At 32.6% G+C, this 26,777-nt stretch carries 16 protein-coding genes and 1 pseudogene; all 17 read left to right on the top strand.

Features of this window, described 5'->3' with window-relative positions; translation table 11 throughout:
- Window positions 1–2 precede the first annotated feature (2 nt).
- Window positions 3–653, top strand: a complete 651-nt coding sequence (locus QZZ53_RS03730; RefSeq protein ID WP_296381622.1) for an acetyltransferase — start codon at window positions 3–5, stop codon at window positions 651–653.
- Window positions 646–1,647: an N-acetylneuraminate synthase gene (gene neuB, locus QZZ53_RS03725; protein WP_296381620.1), complete on the top strand. Its 1,002-nt coding sequence runs from the start codon at window positions 646–648 to the stop codon at window positions 1,645–1,647. Before QZZ53_RS03730 ends, neuB begins: the two co-directional genes overlap by 8 nt.
- The gene (neuC, locus tag QZZ53_RS03720; protein WP_296381618.1) at window positions 1,644–2,801 is read left to right on the top strand and encodes a UDP-N-acetylglucosamine 2-epimerase; all 1,158 of its coding nucleotides are present in this window, start codon (window positions 1,644–1,646) and stop codon (window positions 2,799–2,801) included. Before neuB ends, neuC begins: the two co-directional genes overlap by 4 nt.
- Before the next feature lie 5 nt (window positions 2,802–2,806).
- Entirely contained in the window at window positions 2,807–3,844 is a 1,038-nt protein-coding gene (locus QZZ53_RS03715; RefSeq protein WP_296381616.1) for a nucleotidyltransferase family protein, read from the top strand.
- A gap of 1 nt (window position 3,845) precedes the next feature.
- Complete coding sequence (locus QZZ53_RS03710; RefSeq protein WP_296381614.1) at window positions 3,846–4,529, top strand: acylneuraminate cytidylyltransferase family protein; 684 nt, start codon at window positions 3,846–3,848, stop codon at window positions 4,527–4,529.
- 125 nt (window positions 4,530–4,654) lie between these two features.
- The gene (locus QZZ53_RS03705) at window positions 4,655–6,070 is read left to right on the top strand and encodes an HD domain-containing protein (RefSeq protein WP_296381612.1); all 1,416 of its coding nucleotides are present in this window, start codon (window positions 4,655–4,657) and stop codon (window positions 6,068–6,070) included.
- The gene (locus tag QZZ53_RS03700) at window positions 6,070–6,534 is read left to right on the top strand and encodes a GNAT family N-acetyltransferase (protein WP_296381608.1); all 465 of its coding nucleotides are present in this window, start codon (window positions 6,070–6,072) and stop codon (window positions 6,532–6,534) included. Before QZZ53_RS03705 ends, QZZ53_RS03700 begins: the two co-directional genes overlap by 1 nt.
- Window positions 6,521–7,534 carry a COX15/CtaA family protein gene (locus QZZ53_RS03695; protein WP_296381606.1) on the top strand — a complete coding sequence of 338 codons (1,014 nt, stop codon included), beginning with the start codon at window positions 6,521–6,523 and terminating at the stop codon, window positions 7,532–7,534. The genes QZZ53_RS03700 and QZZ53_RS03695 overlap by 14 nt, the downstream gene beginning before the upstream one ends.
- A gap of 24 nt (window positions 7,535–7,558) precedes the next feature.
- Complete coding sequence (locus tag QZZ53_RS03690) at window positions 7,559–8,077, top strand: hypothetical protein (protein ID WP_296381604.1); 519 nt, start codon at window positions 7,559–7,561, stop codon at window positions 8,075–8,077.
- Window positions 8,078–8,231: 154 nt separating this feature from the next.
- A complete protein-coding gene (locus QZZ53_RS03685) occupies window positions 8,232–9,149 on the top strand; it encodes an ABC transporter ATP-binding protein (protein ID WP_296381602.1) in 918 nt (305 codons plus the stop codon).
- A gap of 35 nt (window positions 9,150–9,184) precedes the next feature.
- On the top strand, window positions 9,185–10,012 hold the full coding sequence (locus QZZ53_RS03680) for an ABC transporter permease subunit (protein WP_296381600.1): 828 nt from the start codon (window positions 9,185–9,187) through the stop codon (window positions 10,010–10,012).
- Window positions 10,013–10,117: 105 nt separating this feature from the next.
- The gene (locus QZZ53_RS03675) at window positions 10,118–13,504 is read left to right on the top strand and encodes a T9SS type B sorting domain-containing protein (RefSeq protein WP_296381598.1); all 3,387 of its coding nucleotides are present in this window, start codon (window positions 10,118–10,120) and stop codon (window positions 13,502–13,504) included.
- The gene (locus tag QZZ53_RS03670) at window positions 13,501–15,966 is read left to right on the top strand and encodes a T9SS type B sorting domain-containing protein (protein WP_296381596.1); all 2,466 of its coding nucleotides are present in this window, start codon (window positions 13,501–13,503) and stop codon (window positions 15,964–15,966) included. The genes QZZ53_RS03675 and QZZ53_RS03670 overlap by 4 nt, the downstream gene beginning before the upstream one ends.
- Before the next feature lie 38 nt (window positions 15,967–16,004).
- Window positions 16,005–17,843: a gliding motility-associated C-terminal domain-containing protein gene (locus tag QZZ53_RS03665; RefSeq protein ID WP_296381594.1), complete on the top strand. Its 1,839-nt coding sequence runs from the start codon at window positions 16,005–16,007 to the stop codon at window positions 17,841–17,843.
- Window positions 17,844–18,292: 449 nt separating this feature from the next.
- Window positions 18,293–23,083, top strand: coding sequence for a T9SS type B sorting domain-containing protein (locus QZZ53_RS03660; protein ID WP_296381592.1), 4,791 nt, complete (start codon window positions 18,293–18,295; stop codon window positions 23,081–23,083).
- An 86-nt stretch (window positions 23,084–23,169) separates the two neighbouring features.
- Entirely contained in the window at window positions 23,170–25,518 is a 2,349-nt protein-coding gene (locus QZZ53_RS03655; protein ID WP_296381591.1) for a choice-of-anchor L domain-containing protein, read from the top strand.
- 179 nt (window positions 25,519–25,697) lie between these two features.
- Window positions 25,698–26,777 (top strand): annotated as a pseudogene (locus tag QZZ53_RS03650) (hypothetical protein); the annotation flags it as partial.

Below are 26,777 nucleotides of genomic sequence, written 5' to 3'. Positions count from 1 at the left end.
GAATGAAAGCCACTTATATCGTTGGTGCTTGTGGAGCAGCGAAAGAAATTTACTATTTAATCAAAAGGATTAATCAAGCTAAACCAACGTTTAACTTTAAAGGTTTTCTCGATTTAAATCCAGAACATCATGAACTGAAGATTGGTTCAGAAACGTTTTCTGTTTTTGATGAATCTCAATTTATCCAAAATCAAAAAGAGGATTGTAATATTATATTCGGAATTGCTTTTCCTGATAGATTAAAGCCTATCATAGAAAAATACACACCACACTCCATATTTCACTTTCCGAATGTTATTCATCCGAACATTCAATTAGACGAATCCGTTACATTAGGAAAAGGGAATATTATTGCTGAAGCAGCTATTTTTACCGTTGACATTACACTTGGTGATTTCAATTTTATTAATAGAGGAATTCATATTGGTCATGATGTAACCATTGGAAATGCCAACGTTATTAATCCTTGTACAGTAGTTTCTGGAGGAATTAACATTAAAAATAACAATCTTATTGGTACCAATGCGACCATTATTCAGTACTTAAATATTGACTCTGGTAATACCATTGGTGCTGGAGCTGTGGTTACAAAATCTATTTCTAATAACACTACTGTAATTGGTGTACCAGCAAAACCAGTAAAAAATGACTAAAACATTAATCATAGCAGAAGCTGGTGTTAACCATAATGGAGATATTCAACTCGCAAAAAAATTGATAGATGCAGCTGCGGAAGCTGGAGTTGATTATGTAAAATTTCAAACATTTAAATCTAAAAAATTAGTCAGTAAAAATGCCGAAAAGGCAAGTTATCAAAAAGAAAATACAGGCGATTCTAGTGAGTCTCAACTAAAAATGCTCCAAAAGTTAGAATTGAGTGAAGCAGACCATTTAGATTTAATTTCATATTGCAAAACCAAAAATATTAAGTTTTTGTCTACAGCATTCGATTTAGAAAGTATTGATTTTCTGAATAAATTAAATATCGATTTATTTAAAGTACCTTCAGGAGAGCTTACCAATTACCCTTATTTAGAAAAAATTGGAAGTTTAGGGAAACCTATCATTATTTCTACAGGAATGGCAACTATGGAAGACATCGAAAGTGCCATCAATGTTGTTACTAAAAATGGTGCTTCACTAAACGATATTACTATTTTACATTGCAATACTGAATATCCAACACCAATGCACGATGTAAATTTAAAAGCGATGCAAACTATTGCGAAAAAATTTAATGTACCTATTGGTTATTCAGATCATACACTTGGTATTGAGATCCCAACTGCGGCAGTTGCTTTAGGCGCAATCGTTATTGAAAAACATTTTACCTTAGATAAAACCTTAACAGGTCCAGACCATAAAGCTTCATTAGAACCAGATGAACTTAAAAATATGGTAACTGCCATTAGACATATTGAAAAAGCACTTGGTCATGGTAGAAAAGAACCAACACAAAGCGAATTAAAGAATAAAGACATTGCCAGAAAAAGTATTGTTGCAAGTAAAACCATTTCAAAAGGAGATATATTGACTGAAGATAATATCACAACAAAAAGACCTGGAAACGGAATTTCAGCCATGGAATGGCCAAACATTATCGGCACAACTGCAAAAAAAGATTATCTTGAAGATGATTTAATATGAAGAAAACAATTGCAATAGTAACTGGTACACGAGCTGAATATGGCCTTTTAAAACCATTGATAAAAGCATTGCATGATGATGATAAATTCAACATGCAACTATTAGTTACTGGCATGCATCTTTCTGAAAAATATGGTAACACCATTAATGAAATTGAAGCTGATGATTTTCCTATTACAGCAAAAATAAATAGTTGTTTAAAAGAAGATTCTGCGATTTCTGTTTCTAACTCAGTAGCAGAAACAACACGTGGATTTGCGAAAGCATTAGAAGAATTGAATCCTGAATTAATGATAGTTCTTGGAGATCGTTCTGAGATTTTTGCTGCCGCAACTGCCGCAACCATTAAAGGAATTCCTATTGCTCATATCCATGGAGGAGAAACCACAGAAGGCGCTTATGATGAAGCGTTTAGACATGCTATTACTAAAATGAGTCATTGGCACTTCACTTCTACCGAAGTTTATAGAAAACGCGTCATTCAGTTGGGAGAACAACCAGAACATGTATTTAATGTTGGTGCTATTGGTGTTGACAGCATTATTAATCTTCCATTAATGGAAAGAGAAGAATTTGAAGCTTCTATTGATTTTAAACTAAATAAGAGAAATGTTCTAATTACATTTCATCCTGTTACTTTAGAAAATAATACTTCTGAAGCACAGTTTAACGAATTACTATCAGCATTAGATCAACTACAAGACACCACATTGATTTTCACAAAACCTAACTCTGATAAAGATGGAACAATCATAAGCAATCAGATTGATAATTACGTAGCAACTCATTCTGAAAAGGCTGTCGAATTTACTTCCTTAGGTCAAAAACGCTATCTTTCTGCTTTGCAATATATGGATATGGTTGTTGGCAATTCATCTAGCGGAATTATTGAAGTTCCTCTATTTAAAATTCCGACAATAAATATTGGCGATCGCCAAAAAGGGCGTTTAATGCCTAAAAGTGTGATTAATTGTTTGCCTTCAAAATCTGAAATTAGTACGGCTTTAAACCAAGCTTTGTCTCCAGAATTTCTAGAAACTATTTCAAATTTAAAAAGTGATTATGGAAACGGAACTGCAACAAAACAAATTATGGATATTTTAGCTTCAAAACCATTACCAAATATTAAGAAATCATTCTTTGACTTAAACTAAAACAGATGTCTAGCCAATATTTAATTCATCATAATTCAACTATAAAAGAAGCTCTTGTTAAGCTCGATATATCTTTAGGAAAAGCATTATTTATAGTTGACGATAACAATAGAGTACTCGCAAGTATATCTGATGGTGATATTAGACGTGCATTAATAAAAGGTCATTCGATTACTGAACTTGCTATTGACGTTGCTCATAAAACTTTTAAGTTCATTCAGCAAAACACTACCAAGAAGGAAGAATTAGAGCAATTTAAAGCGAATAAAATTACGTTAATTCCAATTCTGAATTCTAATATGGAATTGGTTAAGATCGTGGATATTTCTAAAATAAAAGCGATGTTACCTTTAGACGCAGTCATAATGGCTGGTGGAAAAGGTGCGCGACTATTACCTCTTACGAAACAAACACCAAAACCGCTTTTAAAGGTTGGTAATAAACCAATCATAGAATATAATACTGACCGATTAGCGTCTTATGGTATAAGAAACATAAACATTACGGTCAATTATTTAGGAGAACAGATTGTTGATTATTTTAAAGACAACAACAAATATCAAATTGACTTCAATTACATCAAAGAAGACAGGCCTTTAGGTACTATTGGTGCCTTAAAACTGATAAAGAATTTCAACAACGATTATATATTATTAATGAATTCTGATCTGCTTACTAATGCAGATTTCGAAGATATTTTTAATAATTTTCTATTGAAAGAAGGTGATGCGTTGGTTGCTACTATCCCTTATAAAGTTAATATTCCTTATGGTGTGGTAGAAACAAAAGCTGGTTATGTAACAAATATTAAAGAGAAACCTTCTTATACCTACTACTCCAACGCTGGTATTTATATTTTCAAAAAAGAATGTCTAGATTTTGTGCCAAAAGACACCTTTTTTAATGCTACGGATTTAATTGAAACCTTATTAGCTAAGAACAAAAAAATCATCAATTATCCGATACTAACCTATTGGTTAGATATTGGTAAACACGAAGATTTTGAAAAAGCACAAGAAGACATTAAACACATAAAATTGTAGTATGAATTTTTTAGTCGTAATTACAGCTCGAGGCGGAAGTAAAGGTATTCCTAAAAAAAACATTAAGCTTTTAAATGGCAAACCTTTAATTCAATACAGTATCGATATTGCCAAAGCGATTGCTGATAAAAAAGATATTTGTTTCACAACAGATAGTGAAGAAATAATTACTGTTGCTGAGAATCTTGGATTAGACATTCCATTTAAACGACCAGATAATTTAGCGACTGATACAGCAAACTCTCGAGATGTGATTTTACATGCCTTAGAAAATTATGAAGAATTAAATAACAAAACTTATGATGCTGTTGTGCTATTGCAACCAACATCGCCTTTTAGAACTTTAAAACAAGTAAATGATTGTATGTCCTTGTATGATAATTCTATGGACATGGTTGTTTCTGCTAAACTAGCATCTGCAAATCCTTACTATAATTTATACGAAGAAGATAATGGATTTTTAAAGCCTTCTAAGGAAGGTAACTATACAAGACGACAAGATTGTCCAGAGGTTTGGGAATTTAATGGTGCTATATACGTGATTAACTCAGATTCTTTGAGAGCACAAAAAATGAAAGCTTTCCGTAAAGTAAAAAAGTATATGATGTCTGAAGAAACCTCTATTGATATAGACACACCTCTCGATTGGAAAATTGCTGAATTTCATCTACAAAATTCAAATTAGTTATTACACTTCAAAAAGCATCATATACATTTTAAAACATTAGCTATCTGTCGTATCTTTGCACAGCTAAAAATGCAGTTGTTTTTTCTTTTATATTTTAAGACATATACAGCTTTAATTGCTTTATGAATCACAAACAAGCCATAAAACACGATATATTCGATATCATTTCACAATCTGCCGAAGAATTAAAAGTAGACTCTTATGTCATTGGCGGTTTTGTACGCGATTATTTATTAGAGCGTGGTGACGCAAAAGATATTGATGTTGTTGCAGTAGGTAGTGGCATTGAACTAGCAAAACAAGTTTCTAAAAACATACCCAACCAACCAAAAGTTCAGATCTTTAAAACTTACGGAACAGCAATGTTGCGTTATGATGATATTGAAATTGAATTTGTTGGTGCACGCAAAGAAAGTTATAATGAAGATAGTCGAAATCCGGTTGTAGAAGATGGAACTCTTGAAGATGACCAAAACCGACGAGATTTTACAATCAACGCTTTAGCGCTTAGCTTAAATAAAAACAATTTTGGAGATTTATTAGATCCTTTTGATGGTATTAGCGACTTAGACAAAGGTATTATTCGCACACCTCAAAATCCCGATATTACATACAGCGACGATCCCTTACGAATGATGCGAGCGATTCGTTTTGCTACACAATTGAACTTTAAGATTGAAGAAGCTTCCCTTAAAGCCATTGCAGATAATAAAGACCGAATTAAGATTATAACTAAAGAGCGTATTGTTGTAGAGCTAAATAAAATATTAGAAAGTAAAACGCCTTCAATCGGATTTATTCATTTAGAAAAAACTGGATTGTTAGATTATATTCTTCCAGAATTAACTGCACTAAAAGGTATTGATGAAATTGAAGGACAACGTCATAAAGATAATTTCTACCACACTTTAGAAGTGGTTGACAACATTGCAAAAACTACGGATAACTTATGGTTACGTTGGGCTGCATTATTACACGATATTGGTAAAGCACCAACAAAGAAGTTTCAAAAAAAAATTGGTTGGACTTTCCATGCACATGAATTTGTAGGCTCAAAGATGGTTTACAAATTATTTAAACGTCTTAAAATGCCATTGAATGATAAAATGAAATTTGTTCAAAAAATGGTATTTATGAGTTCTCGACCAATCGTTTTAGCAACTGATGTTACTGATGCTGCAGTAAGACGTTTAGTATTTGATGCTGGAGATTATGTTGACGATTTAATGACGTTATGTGAAGCTGACATTACAACTAAGAATCCTAAGAAATTCAAAAGATATCACAATAATTTTAAAACAGTAAGAGATAAAATTATTGAAGTAGAGGAACGTGATCAGGTTCGTAATTTTCAACCACCAGTCACAGGTGAAGAGATTATGAAAACCTTTAACCTCAAACCTTCAAGAGAAATAGGACTAATTAAAGAAGCAATTAAAGAAGCAATTTTAGAAGGCGAGATTCCGAATGAACATGATGCTGCTTTTCAATTAATGTTAGAAAAAGGCAAAAGTTTAGGATTAAAAACAAGTGAGTAATGATAAAACTTGTTAGAACAAACTCAGAAAACTTAGACTTTATTTATTTAGTTAAACAACTCGATGCTTATTTAAAAATAACAGATGGTGATGAGCACGATTTTTATCATCAGTTTAATTCCATAGATACTTTAAAGCATATTATTATTGCTTATTTAAACAATAAACCTGTTGGCTGTGGTGCTTTTAAAGAGTATAACACAAATAGTGTAGAAATTAAACGAATGTTTACTTCAACAGAAACTCGTGGAAAAGGAATTGCAACTCTAATCTTAAAAGCACTTGAAAATTGGGCTACTGAATTAAACTATTCATCTTGTATCTTAGAAACAGGAATTCGTCAATTAGAAGCTGTTCAGTTTTACAAAAAGAATTCGTATAAAATCATTCCAAATTATGGTCAGTACATTGGTATTGAAAATAGTTCATGTTTTGAAAAAACATTGAAAAATGAAGAAGAATAAAGCCGTAATTTACTGGCTACTAACAGGTTGTATCCTAATTTTTATAATGATTGTTGTTGGTGGCATTACTAGACTTACACACTCTGGTTTATCAATTTCTAATTATAAATTAATTTCTGGCACTATTCCACCAATGAATGATTTGGAATGGAATGAAGCCTTTGATTTATACAAACAATATCCAGAGTACCAAAAGTTAAATAACAGCTTCACACTTCAAGAATTCAAAGATATTTATTTTTGGGAATGGATTCACAGAGTTATTGGTCGTTTTATTGGTGTGGTTTTCATTATTCCATTCATCTATTTTTTAATTCGGAAACAACTTTCTAAATCAACTATAAAAAAAGCTGTTATTCTCTTAGTATTGGGTGGGTTTCAAGGTTTTTTGGGTTGGTATATGGTAAAAAGTGGTTTAGTAGACAGACCAGATGTAAGTCATTATAGACTTGCAGCACATTTAACAACAGCATTCTTAACTTTTGCTTACACGTTTTGGGTGGCTTTAGATTTAATGTTTCCAAACAAAAAAGAGGTTGATAAAAAACTTAGGAATTTTATAAGAATTGGTTTAGCTGTTTTAATTCTTCAGATTATTTATGGTGCTTTTGTTGCTGGTTTAGATGCAGGTTGGATTCATAACCATTGGCCATTAATGAATGAAGGGAAACTTATTCATGAAACCGTTTATATAGAACAAAATCCTACATACCTTAACTTTCTTGAAGGTAAAAGTGGTGTGCAATTTGTGCATAGAACTTTAGCTTATATTGTCGTAATTCTGATATTGGCTATATGGTACAAAGCAAAACGAATGACACTAACATCATTTCAGACTAAAGGTATTAATGGGCTATTGATAATGGTTGGTGTTCAATTTTTACTAGGCGTGTTAACTTTGGTTTACGCAGTTCCTGTTTGGCTTGGTGTATTGCATCAGGTCGGAGCATTTATTTTACTCAGTACCATGATATTTACCTTACATCGTTTTAGCAAATAGCCATAATTATTTTAACTTTGCAGCATGATTTATAGATTTAGAGTTATCCTAGATAACAATACAGAAGATGATGTGTTCCGCGATTTAGAAATACGCGAAGGAAGCACAATGGAAGATTTGCACAATACCATCACCCAATCATTTGGTTTTGACGGCATGGAAATGGCGTCTTTTTATGTTAGCGATGATCAATGGAATCAAGGTGAAGAAATTGCCATGATGGATATGAGCGAAGCTGGCAATCAAGTAAAGATGATGAACGAAACAATCATCAATTCTGTTATTCACGAAGCCTCTACACGATTAATTTATGTGTATGACTTTATGAATATGTGGACTTTCTATGTAGAACTTGGTGAAATTGTTGAAGAAGCTCAAGGCACAGATTATCCAAATTTAATGTATGTACACGGTCAGATACCAGATGAGGCACCAGAAAAAGTTTTTGAAGCTGAGGAAGATAAAGACGACTATAACGAATTTGTAGATGACGTTGATATAGATGACTACAGTGATTTAGATTTTGATGAGAATTGGAATTAACCCAATATAAATAATAATTAAAAGCATCTTTACGATGCTTTTTTTATTTTAGTGTAACAAATAAAGAAGAGAATCGTCTTACCTACATAACCAACCTGTGCTGAATTTATTTCAGTATCTTGTTAAACCAATCAACCATTTAAAATCAATCACTTTGGAGCCAATCCTTACAATCAACAATCTCACGAAGAAGTTCGGCTATCTTACAGCTGTTAAAGACTTAAGTTTCACAATCAATAAAGGCAATGTTTACGGCATTTTAGGACCTAATGGAAGTGGTAAATCCACAACCTTAGGCATTGTATTAAATGTGGTCAACAAAACTAATGGAGACTTCCATTGGTTTGATGGGAATATAACAACACATGATGCCTTAAAACAAGTTGGTGCTATTATAGAACGACCAAATTTCTATCCTTACATGACTGCTGAGCAGAACTTAAAGTTAGTATGTAGAATAAAAACGGTAGATCAAAGTAAAATTTTAGAAAAATTAGAGCTTGTAGGACTTTTAGATAGAAAAGATCATAAATTTAGAACATATTCTTTAGGTATGAAACAGCGTTTAGCTATTGCTTCAGCGTTACTCAATGATCCTGAGATTCTAATTTTAGATGAGCCAACAAACGGTTTAGACCCTCAAGGCATTCATCAAATTAGACAGATTATTAAAGACATTGCTGCTAATGGTACAACAATTCTTTTAGCTTCTCACCTATTAGATGAAGTTGAAAAAGTATGTTCACACGTGGTAGTATTGCGTAAAGGTGAGAAATTATATTCTGGCCGTGTTGATGAAATGATTAATAGTCACGGCTTTTTTGAATTAAAAGCTGAAAATCATAAAGAACTTTTAAATGCTTTAGAAGCACATTCAAACATAGGAAATATTAAAGTTGAAGACGAGTTAATCACTGCTTTTTTAAACGAACCAATGTCAGCTTCAGATTTTAATAAATTAATGTTCGACAAAGGCATTCTACTTTCACATCTTGTAAAACGAAAAGAAAGCCTAGAAGAGCAATTCTTGCAATTAACTGACACTATAGAAATCAATCAAAAAACAGCATAATTCCTATTTAAGAATTAAGCACAACCAATCAACATATGTTACGTCTTATAAAATTAGAACTACAAAAACTTTGGCTTAATAAAGTAAGTCGTATATTAATTTTTGTATCCTTTATATTACCTTTTACGGTTTTAGTTCTGTCATCAATAAAGATTAATTTCTTTGGTTTTTTTACTCTAGAATTAGGTGAACTTGGTATTTTTAACTTTCCAATAATTTGGCATATTACCACATTTTTCGCATCGTATTTTAAATTTTTCTTTGCTATTGTTGTAGTAAGCATGATAGGTAATGAATATAGCAACAAAACTTTAAAACAAAATCTAATAGATGGGCTTAGCAAAAAGGAATTCATCTTATCAAAATTCTATACAATTATATTCTTTTCCGCATGTGCTACAGTCTTAATAGGTTTAGCTACATTCTTAATTGGACTTTATTACTCGAGTTATACTGAGGCTTCTATAATCTTTAGAGAAATAGAATTTTTACTCGCATATTTTGTTAAACTTGTTGGTTTTTTCAGTCTATGTTTATTCTTTGGTATGTTAGTAAAGCGTTCTGCATTCGCTTTAGGTTTCTTAGTTATTCTTTACATTTTTGAGTGGTTGGTATTTTGGGGAGCCTACGAAGCTTTTGGAAGCGCAGACACTGCATTTAAAGTCAAGAACTTTATGCCTTTAGAATCTATGTATAAACTTATTGATCAGCCAGCACAACGTATTGTAATGACAAAGTTTCCAGAAAAAGGAGACTTAGCCTACGACTATGCATTGCATTGGTATGAGATTGCTGTCGTACTAGGTTGGACTGCACTTTTTATCTTTTTATCGTATCGATTATTAAAAAAGAGAGATTTGTAATATCTTTGATAGCTATTGCTATGTAGTTTTCAATACTAAAACTAGGACTTTTTGAGTTCTAGTTGTTATATGGTATTGACTAGTGTGTAATACATCAAAGTTACTATGAAAAAGATAGGTTTAATTTTTCTATTACTTTTTGCGTGTGCTTCAGTATTTGGGCAGAACGAGGCATCTTTTTGGTATTTTGGACAAAATGCTGGACTTCGTTTTGATGCAGAAACAGGAACTGTAAACGGTGTTATTGATGGTCAATTGAGTACATTAGAAGGCTGCACCTCCATATCTGATGCTGATGGAAACTTACTGTTTTATTCAGATGGTAGTACTGTTTGGAATAGAAATCATCAGGTAATGCTCAATGGATTTGGTCTTAAAGGAGATGATTCGAGCACTTCTTCAGGACTCATTGTACCAAAACCTCAAGACTCAGATTTTTATTACATATTTACTGTTGATGAACCACATCACAACAATTCTTCTAATTTCCCGAATGAAACTGCTAATGATGGTGTTAATGATGGTTTAATGTATTCGCGTGTTAATATTTTAGATGCAAATGGACTGGGAGGTATTGATACTCTTGAAAAAAACATACCATTAATAACATACGACACATCTAACCCTTTAGAAGTAGATTTTAAATGTTCTGAAAAAATAACTGCCGTAAAAGCAGATGATTGTACTTCTTTTTGGGTAATTACACATTTCACAAACAGATTCTTTGCATTTAAAATAGATGAAGATGGTGTAAACTCAACGCCAGTTATTTCTACAGTTGGACCAAATATTCCAATACAAGGTTACAGACGAAATGCTTTAGGTTATTTGAAAGCTTCACCAGATGGCAGTAAACTTATTTCTGCTAATTTTGGAGAATCAACAGTACCAGCTGGAGATGCAGGTGGAGGCATTTATTTATTTGATTTTGATAATGATACAGGAATAGTATCTAACAGTATAGAATTATATAGCGTACAAAATAATAATAGCCCTTATGGTGTTGAATTCTCAGCAGAGAATCGAAAAGTATATGCTACAGTTGGCATTGGTGCATCTGGTAATGGTGCAAGTCAAGTATTACAATGGAATTTAGAAAGTATAGATATTCCTAATTCACTTCAAGTTATTCATACTTCAAATAGTATAAGTGCAGGTGCATTACAATTAGGTATAGACCGACGTATCTATAGGGCACAATTCAGTTTTACAGGAAACACAAATGCTGCCAGATATTTGGGTGTTATTAATAATCCCGAAGCTGATGGTTTGGCTACCAATTATGTAGAACAAGGTGTTCTTTTGGACGTCACTGGTTTTGGAGGAAATACAAGTCGTATTGGCTTACCTCCATTCATTCAATCGTTATTTAATTCTGAAATTGATATTATTCAAAATGGCATAAGCACCACAGATTTGAAATTATGTACTAACGAAACATACACATTACAAGCAGAAGATATTACTGGAGCGGATTACATTTGGTCTTTTGAAGGTGCGCCTTTAGCCGAAACCTCTGCTCAATTATTTATCGATACTCCTGGTTTTTATGAAGTCTATATAGAGCCTAATAATGGAGATTGCCCAATTGAAGGAAGTGCTGTGGTTGGTGTTTTTGAAATTCCTATAGCAAATCCATTATCCGATGTTATAGTTTGTGACAACATTGGTAACGACGGATTATTTGCTTTTGATTTTACCTATAAAGACTCTGAAGTCTTATTAGCACAAAACTCGACTGAAAATACAGTTCGCTATTTCGAAACTTTAGATAATGCCAATACTCGTGAAAATGAAATTACTTTTCCATATACAAACATCAGCAATCCCCAGACAATTTTTGTACGAGTAGATAATAATAACAATACTAATTGCTTTGATATTAACTCTTTTCAATTAGAAGTCTTTAATACACCACAGATTGTACAATTAAACACTATTGAATTTTGTGATAATACTGGTGATATAATGGATGGTATTGTTAATATAGAATTAGGAAATTTAATACCTACAATTCGTGGAACTCAAGATGAAACACAAACAAGTATTACATTTCATTCAACCCAAGACGATGCAGATGACAACATCTCTCCTCTGCCACTAAGCTACACTAATACGAATGCTTTTAACGAAGCTATTTTTGTTAGAATTGAAAACACAAGCAATACAACATGTTACAGTACTGGGAGTTTTGAGTTAATTATAAACGATGCACCAATAGCAAATGATATATCCATTTTACAATGTGATGAAGATGGTATCCCTGAAGGTTTCACAGTTTTTAATATCAATCAAATTGTAGAAGATGTCACAGAAGGTATAAGCGACAGAACAATTGAATTCTATACATCTCTAACTGATGCGGAAAATCAAGAAAATGCTATTAATCCAGATGCTTTCGAAAATTATTTTAATCCTCAAATCATAATTGCCAGAGTCACCAACACCAATTCAGGTTGTGTTAATTTTAGTGAAGTTTCATTAGAAGTTAGCACAACTTCATCTAACAATGCAAACTTACTATTATGTGATACTGATGGCACTGAGGATGGCTTTATGAGCTTTAATCTTTCTGACACTAATGCTGTTGTTTTGGCTGGTGCTCCTGTAGGTTTAGATTTGCAATATTTTGAAACCTATGAAGATGCATTATTAGAAACCAATGCACTTGGTACAATGTTTACCAATACAATTCCATATAACCAGACCATATATGCACGTGTTGAAAATGCTAATGCCTGCTTCGGAATTAGCGAAATTGAACTCACCGTTTTAGAATTGCCAAATATAGAAACTGAATTCGAAACCCTTTACTGTCTCAACTTTTCACCTCAAACCATAGTTTTAGATGGTGGTGTAATTAATGATTCACCTAGTAATTATACCTACGAATGGTCTACAGGGGAAGATACAGCTACAATAGAAGTTGATGCACCAGGGAATTATTCTGTAAGAGTTTTTAATACTGATGGGTGTTTTAAAGACAGAACTATTAGTGTTTTACCTTCTAATATTGCGACTATAACAGACATACAAATTGTAGATGCTTCGCAGAATAATTCTATATCTGTGTTTGTAAGTGGTGAAGGAGATTACGAATATGCTTTAGATGATATTAATGGGCCTTACCATGACAGTAACACCTTTGATAATGTACAACCAGGTTTATATACCATTTATGTACGTGATAAAAACAACTGTGGTGTCATAGAAGATTTAGTTTCTGTTATTGGTTTTCCTAAATTTTTTACACCAAATGATGATACTGACAACGATTTTTGGCAAGTCAAAGGCATAAATAATCAATTTCAAACGAATTCTGCAATTCTAATTTTTGATCGCTACGGAAAGCTTTTAAAAGAACTCGACCCTCTTGGTCCTGGTTGGGATGGCATCTACAATGGCGCTAAATTACCTACCAGTGATTATTGGTTTAAAGTTAAACTACAAGATGGTAGAGTATTCACAAGTCATTTTACACTCAAACGATGAACATAAACCCTAATCTTATTTCTAAACCTATAATACTATTATGCATCCTATTTTGCATTTCCTTCATAAGTAATGCGCAAGCACCAAATGATTGTCAGAACTCTGTAACGGTTTGTGGTAATTCTAATTTTAGCTTAGATGTAAGTGGAATTGGTGTACAAGAATTAAGTAATTCTAATACATGTGCTAGTCAAGAAAATAATAGTATCTGGCTTGAGATAAGCATTGCTACTTCTGGCACTTTAGGTTTTATTTTAACTCCAGAAAGCACAAGTATTAGTGAAGATTATGATTTCTTTATTTTTGGACCAAATGTAGCCTGTGGAAATATAGGTCAAGCGATTAGATGTTCTACAACAAATCCATCTGCGGCTAACCAAGGAAATAACCTTACTGGATTAAATTCTACAGAGACAGAAACTAACGAAGGACCTGGGAATGATGGTAATAGTTTTGTGAGACAATTAGATGTTTTGGCAGGTGAGAGTTATTTTATAGTCATCGATAGACCAATTGGTGTTAGTCCTTTTTCTATAGAATGGACTGGTACTGCTTCCTTTCCCGATAACCCATCAAACCCTTTAATTACTAATCCTACATCATCAAGTTTACCAGATATAGATATTTGCGATAATCTTGCTCCATTTAATGATAGTATAACTGAAATTAATCTTACTGATTTAACTCAAGATATTATTAATGGTGAATCTGATGTTGCTATAACCTATCATAATTCTGAAAGTGATGCAAATATTAACGCAAACCCTTTAGGAGAAGTTTTCAATAATACTTCACCTAATCAAACCGTTTATATTAGAGTTGAAAATACAACCACAAATTGTTTCATCTTAAATGACTTTAACATTAATATCAATGCTTTAACAAATTTCAATATTCCAACAAACTATGAAATTTGTGATGACGATACAGATGGTGATGATCAAAACGGTATGACTACATTCGATTTTGATATTAAAACACAAGAGATTGTTAATGGTATTCTTGGAACTAATTATAATATTTCATACCATTTGAGTCAAGCTGATGCAGAAACGCCTACTTCTTCTCTACCTACTGATTATATAAATACTACACCTACACCTACAGAAATATTTGTTAGGATTGAAGATATAAATTTAGATTGTGTCGCTTTTACATCATTTAATATTATTGTTCAAGGTAAACCTGTTGCAAATGATATATCTCTTATACAATGTGATGAAGATGGTATTCCTGAAGGCTTCACAACATTTAATATAACTGAAGCATTTAATGATATTACTGATAATGATCCAGATGCCTCTGTGGAATATTATCTTTCACAAGTTAATGCTGAAAACCAAGTAGATGCAATTGATGGTAATTCATTCGACAACTTCTTTAACCCACAAATTGTATATGCCAGAGTCACCAACACCAATTCAGGTTGTGTTAATTTTAGTGAAGTTTCATTAGAAGTTAGCACAACTTCATCTAACAATGCAAACTTACTATTATGTGATACTGATGGCACTGAGGATGGCTTTATGAGCTTTAATCTTTCTGACACTAATGCTGTTGTTTTGGCTGGTGCTCCTGTAGGTTTAGATTTGCAATATTTTGAAACCTATGAAGATGCATTATTAGAAACCAATGCACTTGGTACAATGTTTACCAATACAATTCCATATAACCAGACCATATATGCACGTGTTGAAAATGCTAATGCCTGCTTCGGAATTAGCGAAATTGAACTCACCGTTTTAGAATTGCCAAATATAGAAACTGAATTCGAAACCCTTTACTGTCTCAACTTTTCACCTCAAACCATAGTTTTAGATGGTGGTGTAATTAATGATTCACCTAGTAATTATACCTACGAATGGTCTACAGGGGAAGATACAGCTACAATAGAAGTTGATGCACCAGGGAATTATTCTGTAAGAGTTTTTAATACTGATGGGTGTTTTAAAGACAGAACTATTAGTGTTTTACCTTCTAATATTGCGACTATAACAGACATACAAATTGTAGATGCTTCGCAGAATAATTCTATATCTGTGTTTGTAAGTGGTGAAGGAGATTACGAATATGCTTTAGATGATATTAATGGGCCTTACCATGACAGTAACACCTTTGATAATGTACAACCAGGTTTATATACCATTTATGTACGTGATAAAAACAACTGTGGTGTCATAGAAGATTTAGTTTCTGTTATTGGTTTTCCTAAATTTTTTACACCAAATGATGATACTGACAACGATTTTTGGCAAGTCAAAGGCATAAATAATCAATTTCAAACGAATTCTGCAATTCTAATTTTTGATCGCTACGGAAAGCTTTTAAAAGAACTCGACCCTCTTGGTCCTGGTTGGGATGGCATCTACAATGGCGCTAAATTACCTACCAGTGATTATTGGTTTAAAGTTAAACTACAAGATGGTAGAACCTTTACCAATCACTTTACATTGAAGCGGTAACTTAAAAAACCTTAAATTAGTTCTACCAAACTAAAACTTTGAAAAGAGCACAGTACATATTATGTTTTCTCTTGTTTGGTGTAACTATCTCTTTATTTGCACAAGACGTTTCTTTATTTCAACAATTCAATGGAAGGTATGATTATACAGCTATTGGTAATACTTTAAATCCAGGTGAAAATAATGTTTCCGATTTTTGTACTATTCTAGAAACTTCTGAAGCAACATTATCCTTAGACCCAAGCCTTACAGTTGTTAAAGCTTATCTATATTGGGCAGGATCTGGTCTAGGAGATAATGAAGTCACATTAAATGGTATAGAGATTACTGCAGCGGAAACTTATAATGTATTTTATGACGACGGAATTTTTGGTGAGTTAAGTTATTTTTCGTGCTACGCTGATATAACCGAACAAATTATTAGTGAAGGAAACGTTAATTATCAATTTGCAGACGCAGATATAAACCCTTCCATTTTATCAAATCAAGGTTATTGCTCAAGAAAAACCAATTTTGGAGGATGGAGTATCTATGTAATTTACGAAGACAATACGCTTCCTTTAAATCAAATAAACCTATACCAAGGTTTAGAAATTATTAATCGAAATATACCTGAAATAAATATTACATTAACAGATGTTAATGTTTTAGATACTGAAGGTGCAAAAATTGGTTTCTTGGCTTGGGAAGGAGATAATGCGCTCAATTTTGGTGAATCACTTTCAATTAATAACAATATTATATCCAATCCTCCTTTGAATTTAGCCGATAATGCATTCAATGGTACTAATACCTTCACTAATTCAAACACTTTTTTTAATGGAGATTTAGATGTCTATAACATTGAAAATAACATTGCTATTGGTGATACAGAGGTTTCCATCAAACTAACCACAGGAGGATTAGATAGTGATGGAAATTATAGAGCTGATCTCATTATTATCAACAATATCATTACAGTTTTAAATAGTCAGCTACCAGATGCAACCATTGTAATAGATGATAATATTGTAAACTGCGGTGATAATAGCATCGAACTCTTTTATACCGTCAATAATTTTAATAGTACTGCGATTCTTCCTGCAAATACTCAAATTGCATTTTATTTAGATGGTCTTTTAATTGGTCAAAGCCAGACAATAAATAACATTGCTATTAACGCTAGTGAGAGTAATTCTGCAATTGTAACAGTTCCAGAAAATACAGTTGCTAATATAACTGTTATTGCGATAGTTGATGATGACGGAACTATGACTGGAAACGTTACAGAAACCAATGAAGATAACAATATCATTTTTGAGGATATTGAATTATTAATAATTCCTGACATTACAATCCTCAATAACCTTATTGGTTGTAATGAAGGTTTCGAAACTTCAACATATAATTTATTTGACACACTAGAATCTTTAAATTATAATGAAGCCAATATCTCTTTTTATCTTTCTCTTGAAGATTTAGAAACACAGTCAAATGAAATTTTAATTCCGAGTAGTTATAATAATTCATCAAATCCTGAAACAATTTTTGTGAGACTTGTCAGTCCTCCATGTTATGAGATTTTTCAATTTAATTTGATTGTAGAAAATTGTCCACCATATGTTCCACAAGGGTTTTCGCCAAATGATGATCGCTACAATGATTGGTTTAACATTCAAGGTTTGTATGATATTTTTACCGAACACGAATTACAAATTTACAACCGTTATGGAGACATCGTTTTTGAAGGAAATAATGACAAACCTTGGTTTGGCATCATTAATAGAGGGTTAAACAACCATGGAAATATTGTACCTGTAGGAACATATTTTTACATTCTCAACCTGAATGACCCAAATTATCAACCATTGGTTGGTTGGGTCTATGTAAATTATTAAACTGTTAAAATTTTAGTCCATTCGTCTTATTTTTTTGTAGTTATATATTTCTTGTCATAACTTTAACCATATTAACATTTATCATTGTTAATTCCCTCCACATTTTTAAGCTAATTTCCCTCAACATATTATAACGATTTTGAGTTTAAGGTTAAGTCACATTTACACTAAAATGTAAATGTCTTATAAATTCAATTTGGGAAAAAAGGCCTCTTTTGAGGTCTTTTTTATACTAGAATGTGGCATATCTCATTTCAAATGTTAACGTTTAGTGTATTTCATCGTATTTATTTGTATTTCGTCTTTAATAACTCTACTTTTCCGAGCACAATAAAGTATGAGTTAGAGTTAGCCCCAAATCTATCCTAGTCTTAGACTTTTAACCTTAACCTAAACTTATGGATTGTATTCATCGCTCCCTCAATCTAATTCTCTGCCTTATTTGTAGCATGAGTTTTGCTCAACAGATTACTGTAGATAATACGATATTACCTCAACAACTTGTTGAAAACACACTTATTCAAGGTTGTGTAGATGTGTCTAACATTTCTTCATCTTCAAATGGAAGTTCGATAGGATTAGGCAGTTTTGGATACTTTGAACGTGGTACATCTAATTTTCCATTTCAAAATGGTGTCGTACTAACCACAGGAAATGCAAATTCAGCAGGAAATGGGCAAAACAACACCATCTTAAACGATGGAGATAATTCTTGGACAACAGATGGCGATTTAGAATCTGCCTTGGGAATCACAGGAACCTTAAATGCCACATCAATAGAATTCGACTTTATTTCTATTTCTAACCAAATACAGTTTAATTACATACTCGCATCAGAAGAATACTTTGGTAACTTTCCATGTGAATATTCAGATGGTTTTGCTTTTTTAATTCGCGAAGCTGGTGCTGGTAATCCTTATAATAATATTGCCTTAGTTCCAGGAACTACAACTCCTGTTAACACTAATACAGTCCATGATGAAATTGTTGGATTCTGTGATGCTTCTAACGAACAATATTTTGAAGGTTATAATGTTGGTGATACCAACTATAATGGAAGAACTACTGTGCTTTCTGCAACAGCTACAATTCTACCAAATGTACAATATCAAATTAAATTAGTTATTGCAGATCAGACGGATGAAAACTATGACTCTGCTGTATTTATTGAAGGTAATAGTTTTAATGCTACTGTAGATTTAGGTGAAGATCTATCTACTTGTGCAAGCAATGTTCTTTTAGATGGAAATATTCAAAACGCAAATGCCACTTACCAATGGTATCTTAATGGTGTACTTGTTCCATCTGCAGATCAACCTACATTTGATGCTGTACAATCTGGAAACTATCGTGTAGAAATTGATATTCCATTATCTGGTAGTAGTTGTATTATTGAAGATGATGTTAATATTACATTGAGTTCAACACAATCTTCAAATCCAATTTCAGATTACGAATTATGTGACGACCTAAGTAATGATGGTGTAGAAACTTTTAATTTATCGACTAAAGATGGAGAAGTTTTAGCTTCTGTACCAGCTTCAAACTATACGATTTCTTATCACTATACAGATGTAGAAGCTCAAACTGGTTTAAATGCAATTACTAATTCAATTCAAAATACATCAAATCCACAAGTCATTTATACAAGAATTGAAGATACCAATAATGGGTGTTTAGCATTTTCAACTATAAATTTAACTGTAAACCCATTACCTACACTTGTAGATCCAAGTCCATTAGTAGTTTGCGATGATCAAACAGCAGACGGATTTACAGCGATAAATTTAAACGTTAAGGATGATGAAATAACAAATGGGCAAACTAACCTTGTAGTAACTTATCATAGTTCTGCAGCAGATGCAGCATCTGGCAGCAATGCTTTACCAATGCCTTATGTAAACACCAATATTAACGAGCAAGTTTATGTAAGTGTTAGGAATCCACAAACAGATTGTATTAGTACAACGACTTTAGATATTACTGTTTTAGACAATCCGGTTATAAATACTGAAAATCATTATATAGATGCATGTGATACAGATCATGATGGATTTGCAGAATTTGATTTAACCTCAATTATTCCTGAAGTATTAGAAGGCATAACAGGTGTTACAGTTACATTTCATGAAACCAATGAAGATGCACTTTCTGGTGCCAATCCAATTGCAGATGACACCAATTATGCTAATAGTATTAGTAATGAGCAAATTGTTTTTATTAGAGTAGAAAATAATACGACAGGTTGTGCATCTGTTACACCAATAGAACTTCATACCAATTTATTATTAACAGCTACATCTATTAGAGATTTTACTGCATGTGATATAGATAATGATGGTACAGAAGATTTTAGTTTTGATAGTATTGCTACAAGTATTTTTCATGAATTAGAGGATATTACGATTACGTTTTACGAAACGGAAACAGAAAGGGATAATCAAACAAACCCTATTGATCCAATGGTTACTTACGCTTCACAAAGCAATCCACAAACGATTTACATAACGCTAGAGAGCCCAACATGTTCTGACCAAGCAGAATTCGACTTAATTTTATTTCCAATTGTAGAGTTTCAATCTGTAGTAAGTTTAAGTGTTTGTGATGAAGACCAAGATGGGTTAACCACAACCGATTTATCTTCTTTAGACACAGACGTCACGTTTAACGAAGATGGTTATAGTGTTACCTATTTTTTAACTGAACTAGACGCAATTAACAATACTAATGCGCTCCCAAACTTTTATACCAATGTTTCAAATCCGTTTACATTATATCCTAGAATAAGTTTTGATGAAACTGGCTGTTCTTCTACAAACTCATTTGAAGTTGAAGTATTACCAGCTCCTGAAAGCAGCACACCAGAAGAAATTATAATTTGTGATGCAGATAGAGATGGTTTATTTATTATTGATTTAACGAATAGTACACCAGAGATAGTGACCTCAACTATTGATAGAACAATAACATTTCATAACAGTTTAAATGATGCTAATTTAAATGAGAACGTAATTTTAGCGCCATCAAATTACGAAGCGCAAACTGAAGTTGTTTTTATTCGCATTGAGAATAATTCAACAGGATGTCATTCGGTTGAAGAATTAAATATCATAGTAAATACCTTACCTTACATTGGTGACTTAACAAACTATATCAATGAATATAATATTTGTGAAGATGAAACTGATGGTGTTGGAGAGTATCTTTTTGAGACTAAGGATTCTGAAGCCTTAGATATACAAACTGGTAAGGAAGTTTCATATTACCTCAACCAAGCAGATGCTACTAATAAAGTAAATGCTATAGACAAAACAACTACATATCAAAATATTAGTAACCCACAAATCATTTTTGTACGTGTTGAAAATATTACTGATGAAACATGCTATACCACATCTTCATTTATTATAGAAGTAGGTACAAATCCGCAATACAACGAACCATCAGATTGGTTTGTTTGTGATGATATTTCTAATGACGGTTCAGAGGTTTTTGATTTTTCAACTAGAGTTACAGAAGTTTCTGCTGGTATTTCAGATATTCAAAACGTTACCTTTTATACGTCTGAAACTGATGCACAAAATAGCACAAACCCACTTCCACTTCAGTACGCAAATACCGTAAATCCACAAGAAATATTTGTACAAATAGATAATGGAACGATATGTAATTCAATTACATCATTCATATTGAATGTTATTCAAGTTCCTGAAGTTAATCCTAGTGTACCACCAATAATACAATGTGATGATGATTATGATGGCGTTGTAAGCTTTGATCTTACACAAGCAGAATTAGACTTCTTAGATGTGAGACAAGATGATATTGTAATTAATTATTATGAAACTTTTGAAGATTCAGAGTTAAATGCTAATCCAATAACTGATCCAGAAAATTACATCAACACAACAAGTAATGAAACGGTTTATGTAAAAGTGACAAACACAATTTCTAATTGTTATGTAACACTTCCATTAGACTTAATTGTTTACCTACCTCCTGTCATCAACGATTTTATGATTTATGATATCTGTGCTAATACTACTAGTAGTGTTGACTTAACAGATATTAATCTGGTAGCAGTAGATGTTAACTTTAATGTTTTGTTCAGTTATTTCACAAACGAAGCTGATGCTATCGCAAATACAAATGCTTTAGATACAAATTACACCTATCAAACAAATTTTGATACATTATTTGTAAGAGCTCAGTTTAGCACTACACATTGTTATAATTATTATCAATTTAACCTAAATATCAATCCTTTACCAATAGCCAATCAACCAAATGATTTAATGACATGTGATGATGATTTTGATGGACTCTTAGAATTTGATTTAACACAACAAAATTCTAGTATATTAAATGGTCAAAGTCCTGCTCTATTCACTGTAACTTATCATAACGCAGAATTACAGGCACAAGAAGGAAATTCGGCATTAGAAACCAACTACATGGCTTTTGATAGTGAAATTATCTATGCTCGCGTTGAAAATAATAGTACTGGTTGCTATAGTACCACTGATTTTTCAATAATTATAAATCCTTTACCCATTATTGATATTGATGATCAAGTAATTTGTTTAGACAATTTGCCATTACTAGTTTCTGCCAACACTAATAATCCTACAGATCAGTATGTATGGTCAACTGGTGAAATGACACCAGAAATTGAAATCACAGACATAGGAAGTTATTGGGTAACAGTAACATCAGAATTTGGTTGTGAAAATACGCGTGTTTTTGGAGTCTCAGAATCTGAAGCTGCAACAATTGAAGTTACTGAAGTTGTAGATTTCTCTGACCCAAATAATATAACAGTTACAATAAGTGGTATAGGTGACTACCTATATCAACTAGATGATTTTGAACCACAAGAATCTAACTTTTTTGAAAACGTAGCTATGGGTTACCATACAGTTACTATTATAGATTTAAATGGTTGTGCAAATGTAACTAAAGAGGTACTTGTAATTGATATACCAAAATTCTTTACTCCTAATGCAGACGGTAATTTTGACACTTGGCATATCGTTGGTGTAGAAACACTACCTGGTACTATCATTTATATTTTTGATCGCTATGGTAAACTCCTAAAACAAATAGGCTCTAATACATCTGGTTGGGACGGCTATTATAATGGTAAGGAAATGCCAACAAGCGATTATTGGTTTGTTGCCGATGTTAGACGTGGCAATATTTCTTTTGAAGTTAAAGGGCATTTTACTTTAAAGCGCTAGTTTTAGAGGTCGTAAGCTAATATTAACATCTTTTATAAATTCTAATAAAGGTTTGGTGCTTATCTTTGCTTTCCCTAAAACTAGAAATGAAGCAAATAGTTGTATTAATTGCCTTGTTACTTTCGCTATGTACGTATTCGCAGAATATTACAGTAGATAGCCAAACTTATACTCCACAACAACTTATTGAAGATATTTTAATTGATAGCGATTGCATTACAAATATCACTGTAACAAATACTGTTGGCGGTGATTTTAACGGAACAGATCAGAGTTATGGTTTTTTTGATGCGACTGGCACTGTATTTCCTTTCGAAAGTGGAATTGTTTTAAGTACTGGGCGACTTATAAATGTTCCTGGTCCAAATAATAGCCTCAGTGATGATGATGCTACAAACTGGCAAGGAGATACAGATTTAGAATCAGCCTTAAACGAAACTAATACAATCAATGCAACAATTCTAGAATTCGATTTTACTTCTGTAGCATCACAAGTGAGTTTTAGATACATTTTTGCTTCAGAAGAATACCAAGAAAACAATCCTAATAGTTGCCAATTTTCAGATTTATTTGGGTTTTTAATTCGACCTACCGCTGGACAAAATCAATACGAAAACATTGCGCTAGTACCAGATACAAATACACCTGTAAAAGCAACGACAGTGACACCTGGAGTTCCTGGAAGCTGTCCACCAGAAAATGAGACTTATTTTGGAAGTTATAATGGAGTCAACTCACCAATTAACTTCAATGGACAAACGGCTATTTTAACTGCTACTGCTAATGTAACACCTAACCAATCCTATCATGTAAAACTAGTGATTGCAGATGAGCAGAACTACAGATACGATTCGGCTGTATTTTTAGAAGCAGGAAGTTTTCAGCTATCCACAGATTTGGGTCCAAGTAGACTTATTGCAACAGGAAATTCGTTATGCGAAGATGAAACATTAGACCTTATTGTTGATGAAGCTGGATTACCTTCTATTGATTGGTATAGAGACGGTGTTTTAGTACAATCAACGCCTGCTAATTGTCTTAATTGTGGCATTTATACAGTAACAGAACCAGGAACATATACTGTTGAAGTTGGTTTGGCTGACGGTTGTATCTCTTATGGTGAAGTGGTTATTGAATATGCTCCTTTGCCAATCGTAATGGATTCTATTTTAATCGAATGCGATATTAATCAAGATGGGTTTACAACTTATAATTTATTTGATGCTTCAAATGATTTAACTAATAATGATAGTTCTCTTACTGTTCTAGGCTTTTTTTTAAATGAAGCTGATGCGGTAGATAATACAAATTCAATTTTAAATCCAACAAGTTTTCCGAATACAACACTTTTGCAAACTGTCTTTGCAAGAATAATTAATGCCGCAAATTGTTTTGATATTGCTGAATTAGAATTGCAAATTTCTAATAACGTTTTAAACATTCCAGATTTAGGCACTTGTGATGGAGACATTATGGATGGTTTTGCTAATTTTAATTTGAACGACATTTCCGCATCGATTATAACTCAAATTCCAACAAATGCCCAAGTCACATATTATGAAACTGAAGCTGATGCATTTAGTGAAACAAATGCACTTACTAATACATATGAAAATATAATTATAGATTCTCAGACTTTATTTGTAAAAGTTAAAAATAATAATCAATGTTTTAGTATATCTACAGTAAACCTTAATGTATTATATACTCCATTTTTAGAGGCTGATGAAACATTAATTTATTGTCTCAATACATTCCCAGAAATCATTACTATTTTTGGAGGTGTGCTTAACGACTTACCAAATAACTATTACTACGAATGGTTCTTTAATGGTACGTTAACTAATGTAACTACACTATTTAATGATATTAACGAAGCTGGTACTTACACAGTTATTGTAACGGATCCGAATGGTTGCTCGTCTAGTAGAGCAATAACTGTTTTTCCATCTGAAATGGCAACCATTGAAAGTGTTTCTATAGAAGGCATAGATCCTACAAACACAGTTACTATAAATATTTCTGGCAATGGTGTGTATGAATTTGCAATAGATAACAGTAATGGGTTCTATCAAGAAAGTAATGTGTTTACAAATATTTCTGAAGGGTTTCATACAGTTTATATTAGAGATCGAAACGGTTGTGGCACTATAGAAGAAGAAATATCAGTTTTAGGTTTCCCTAAATTCTTTACACCAAATGGTGATACCAAAAATGAAACTTGGAGAGTTATTGGCACCAATACACAATTCAATCAGATTGAAACTGTTCAGATTTTTAACCGTTACGGAAAATTGATTACTGAGCAAACTACACTCAGCGGAGGTTGGGACGGAACTCTAAATGGAAACCCATTACCAAGTGATGATTATTGGTTCATTGCAAAATTTTTAGACGGTAAAATTTATACTGGCCATTTTGCTTTGAGGCGATAATACCCCTTATTTATTTGATGTATTTGCGCATCACAACTACAAATCACTCTTTTTTAATAGACTAAAGACCACTAATCACAGTGGTTTAAGAGCAATGTTACATATGTTGCAATCTTTGTTACAATGGTCATAGTCGCTATTCTTTCTTCATTCTACTTTTGAACAAAACATTAGGATAGATGAAAGTAAAAATTACAGCAATTATTATTGTACTACTAGGCTGCATTGGCTTTGCTCAACAAGGCATTAATTATAAAGCCATTTTAAAAGACACCAATGGTAATGTACTTGCCAATACATTAATGACAGTACAATTTAGCATACATCAAAGTACAAATAACGGCACTATTGTTTATCAAGAAGACCATGTTATCACTACAGATTCTAATGGTTTAGTATTACTAAATATTGGTACAGATACAACACCGCTTTCTGGGACATTTGCAACTATAGATTGGAGTGCAAACCAACATTTTCTTCAAACTTCTATCGGTTATAGTGGTGGCAATATATTTTTTGATGCAACTGAATTTATGGCAGTACCTTATGCAAAGCATGCAGAAAGAGCAACAGTTGCAGATAACGTAACAACTAAAATAAATGATCTAACAGATGGGAAATCTGAAACAAATGGTTCTTCATTATTTATAGGTATTGATGCTGGACGGATAGATAATGGAAATAATGAAAATGTTGGCATAGGCTTTAACGCATTGTATTCAAACTCGGCTGGTTCAAGTAATACTGCGGTTGGTTCCGAAACATTATATTCAAATATATCTGGGCAAAATAATACTGCAATGGGGCGTGAAGCATTAAAATCAAACTTAACGCCAAGCGGCAATACTGCCATTGGTGCTAGTGCATTAAGAGATAATGAAACAGGAGCTATAAATACTGGTCTTGGACTTACAGCATTGGGTAACAATACTACAGGAGCCAGTAATACAGCTACTGGTGGCTTCGCGATGAGAGATAATACTGTAGGAAGTAATAACACAGCGAATGGAAGATCTGCATTGTTTTCAAATATCACAGGTAATAACAATAATGCCATTGGACACTCTACACTATATTCAAATACAGATGGAGATAACAATACCGCTAATGGACATTTGGCACTTAATAGAAATACTACAGGAAATGGTAATCTTGCCAACAGCTATAGAGCACTCTATAATAATATTAATGGTAATTTTAATGTAGGTATCGGAGTAGAAACACTTTTTTTAAATACATCTGGAGATAATAATACAGCT

The organism is Winogradskyella sp., assembly GCF_016744625.1.
Taxonomy (GTDB): Bacteria; Bacteroidota; Bacteroidia; order Flavobacteriales; family Flavobacteriaceae; genus Winogradskyella.
The sequence above is the reverse complement of the archived record's forward strand: the minus strand, read 5'-3'. Positions and strand labels throughout refer to the sequence as shown.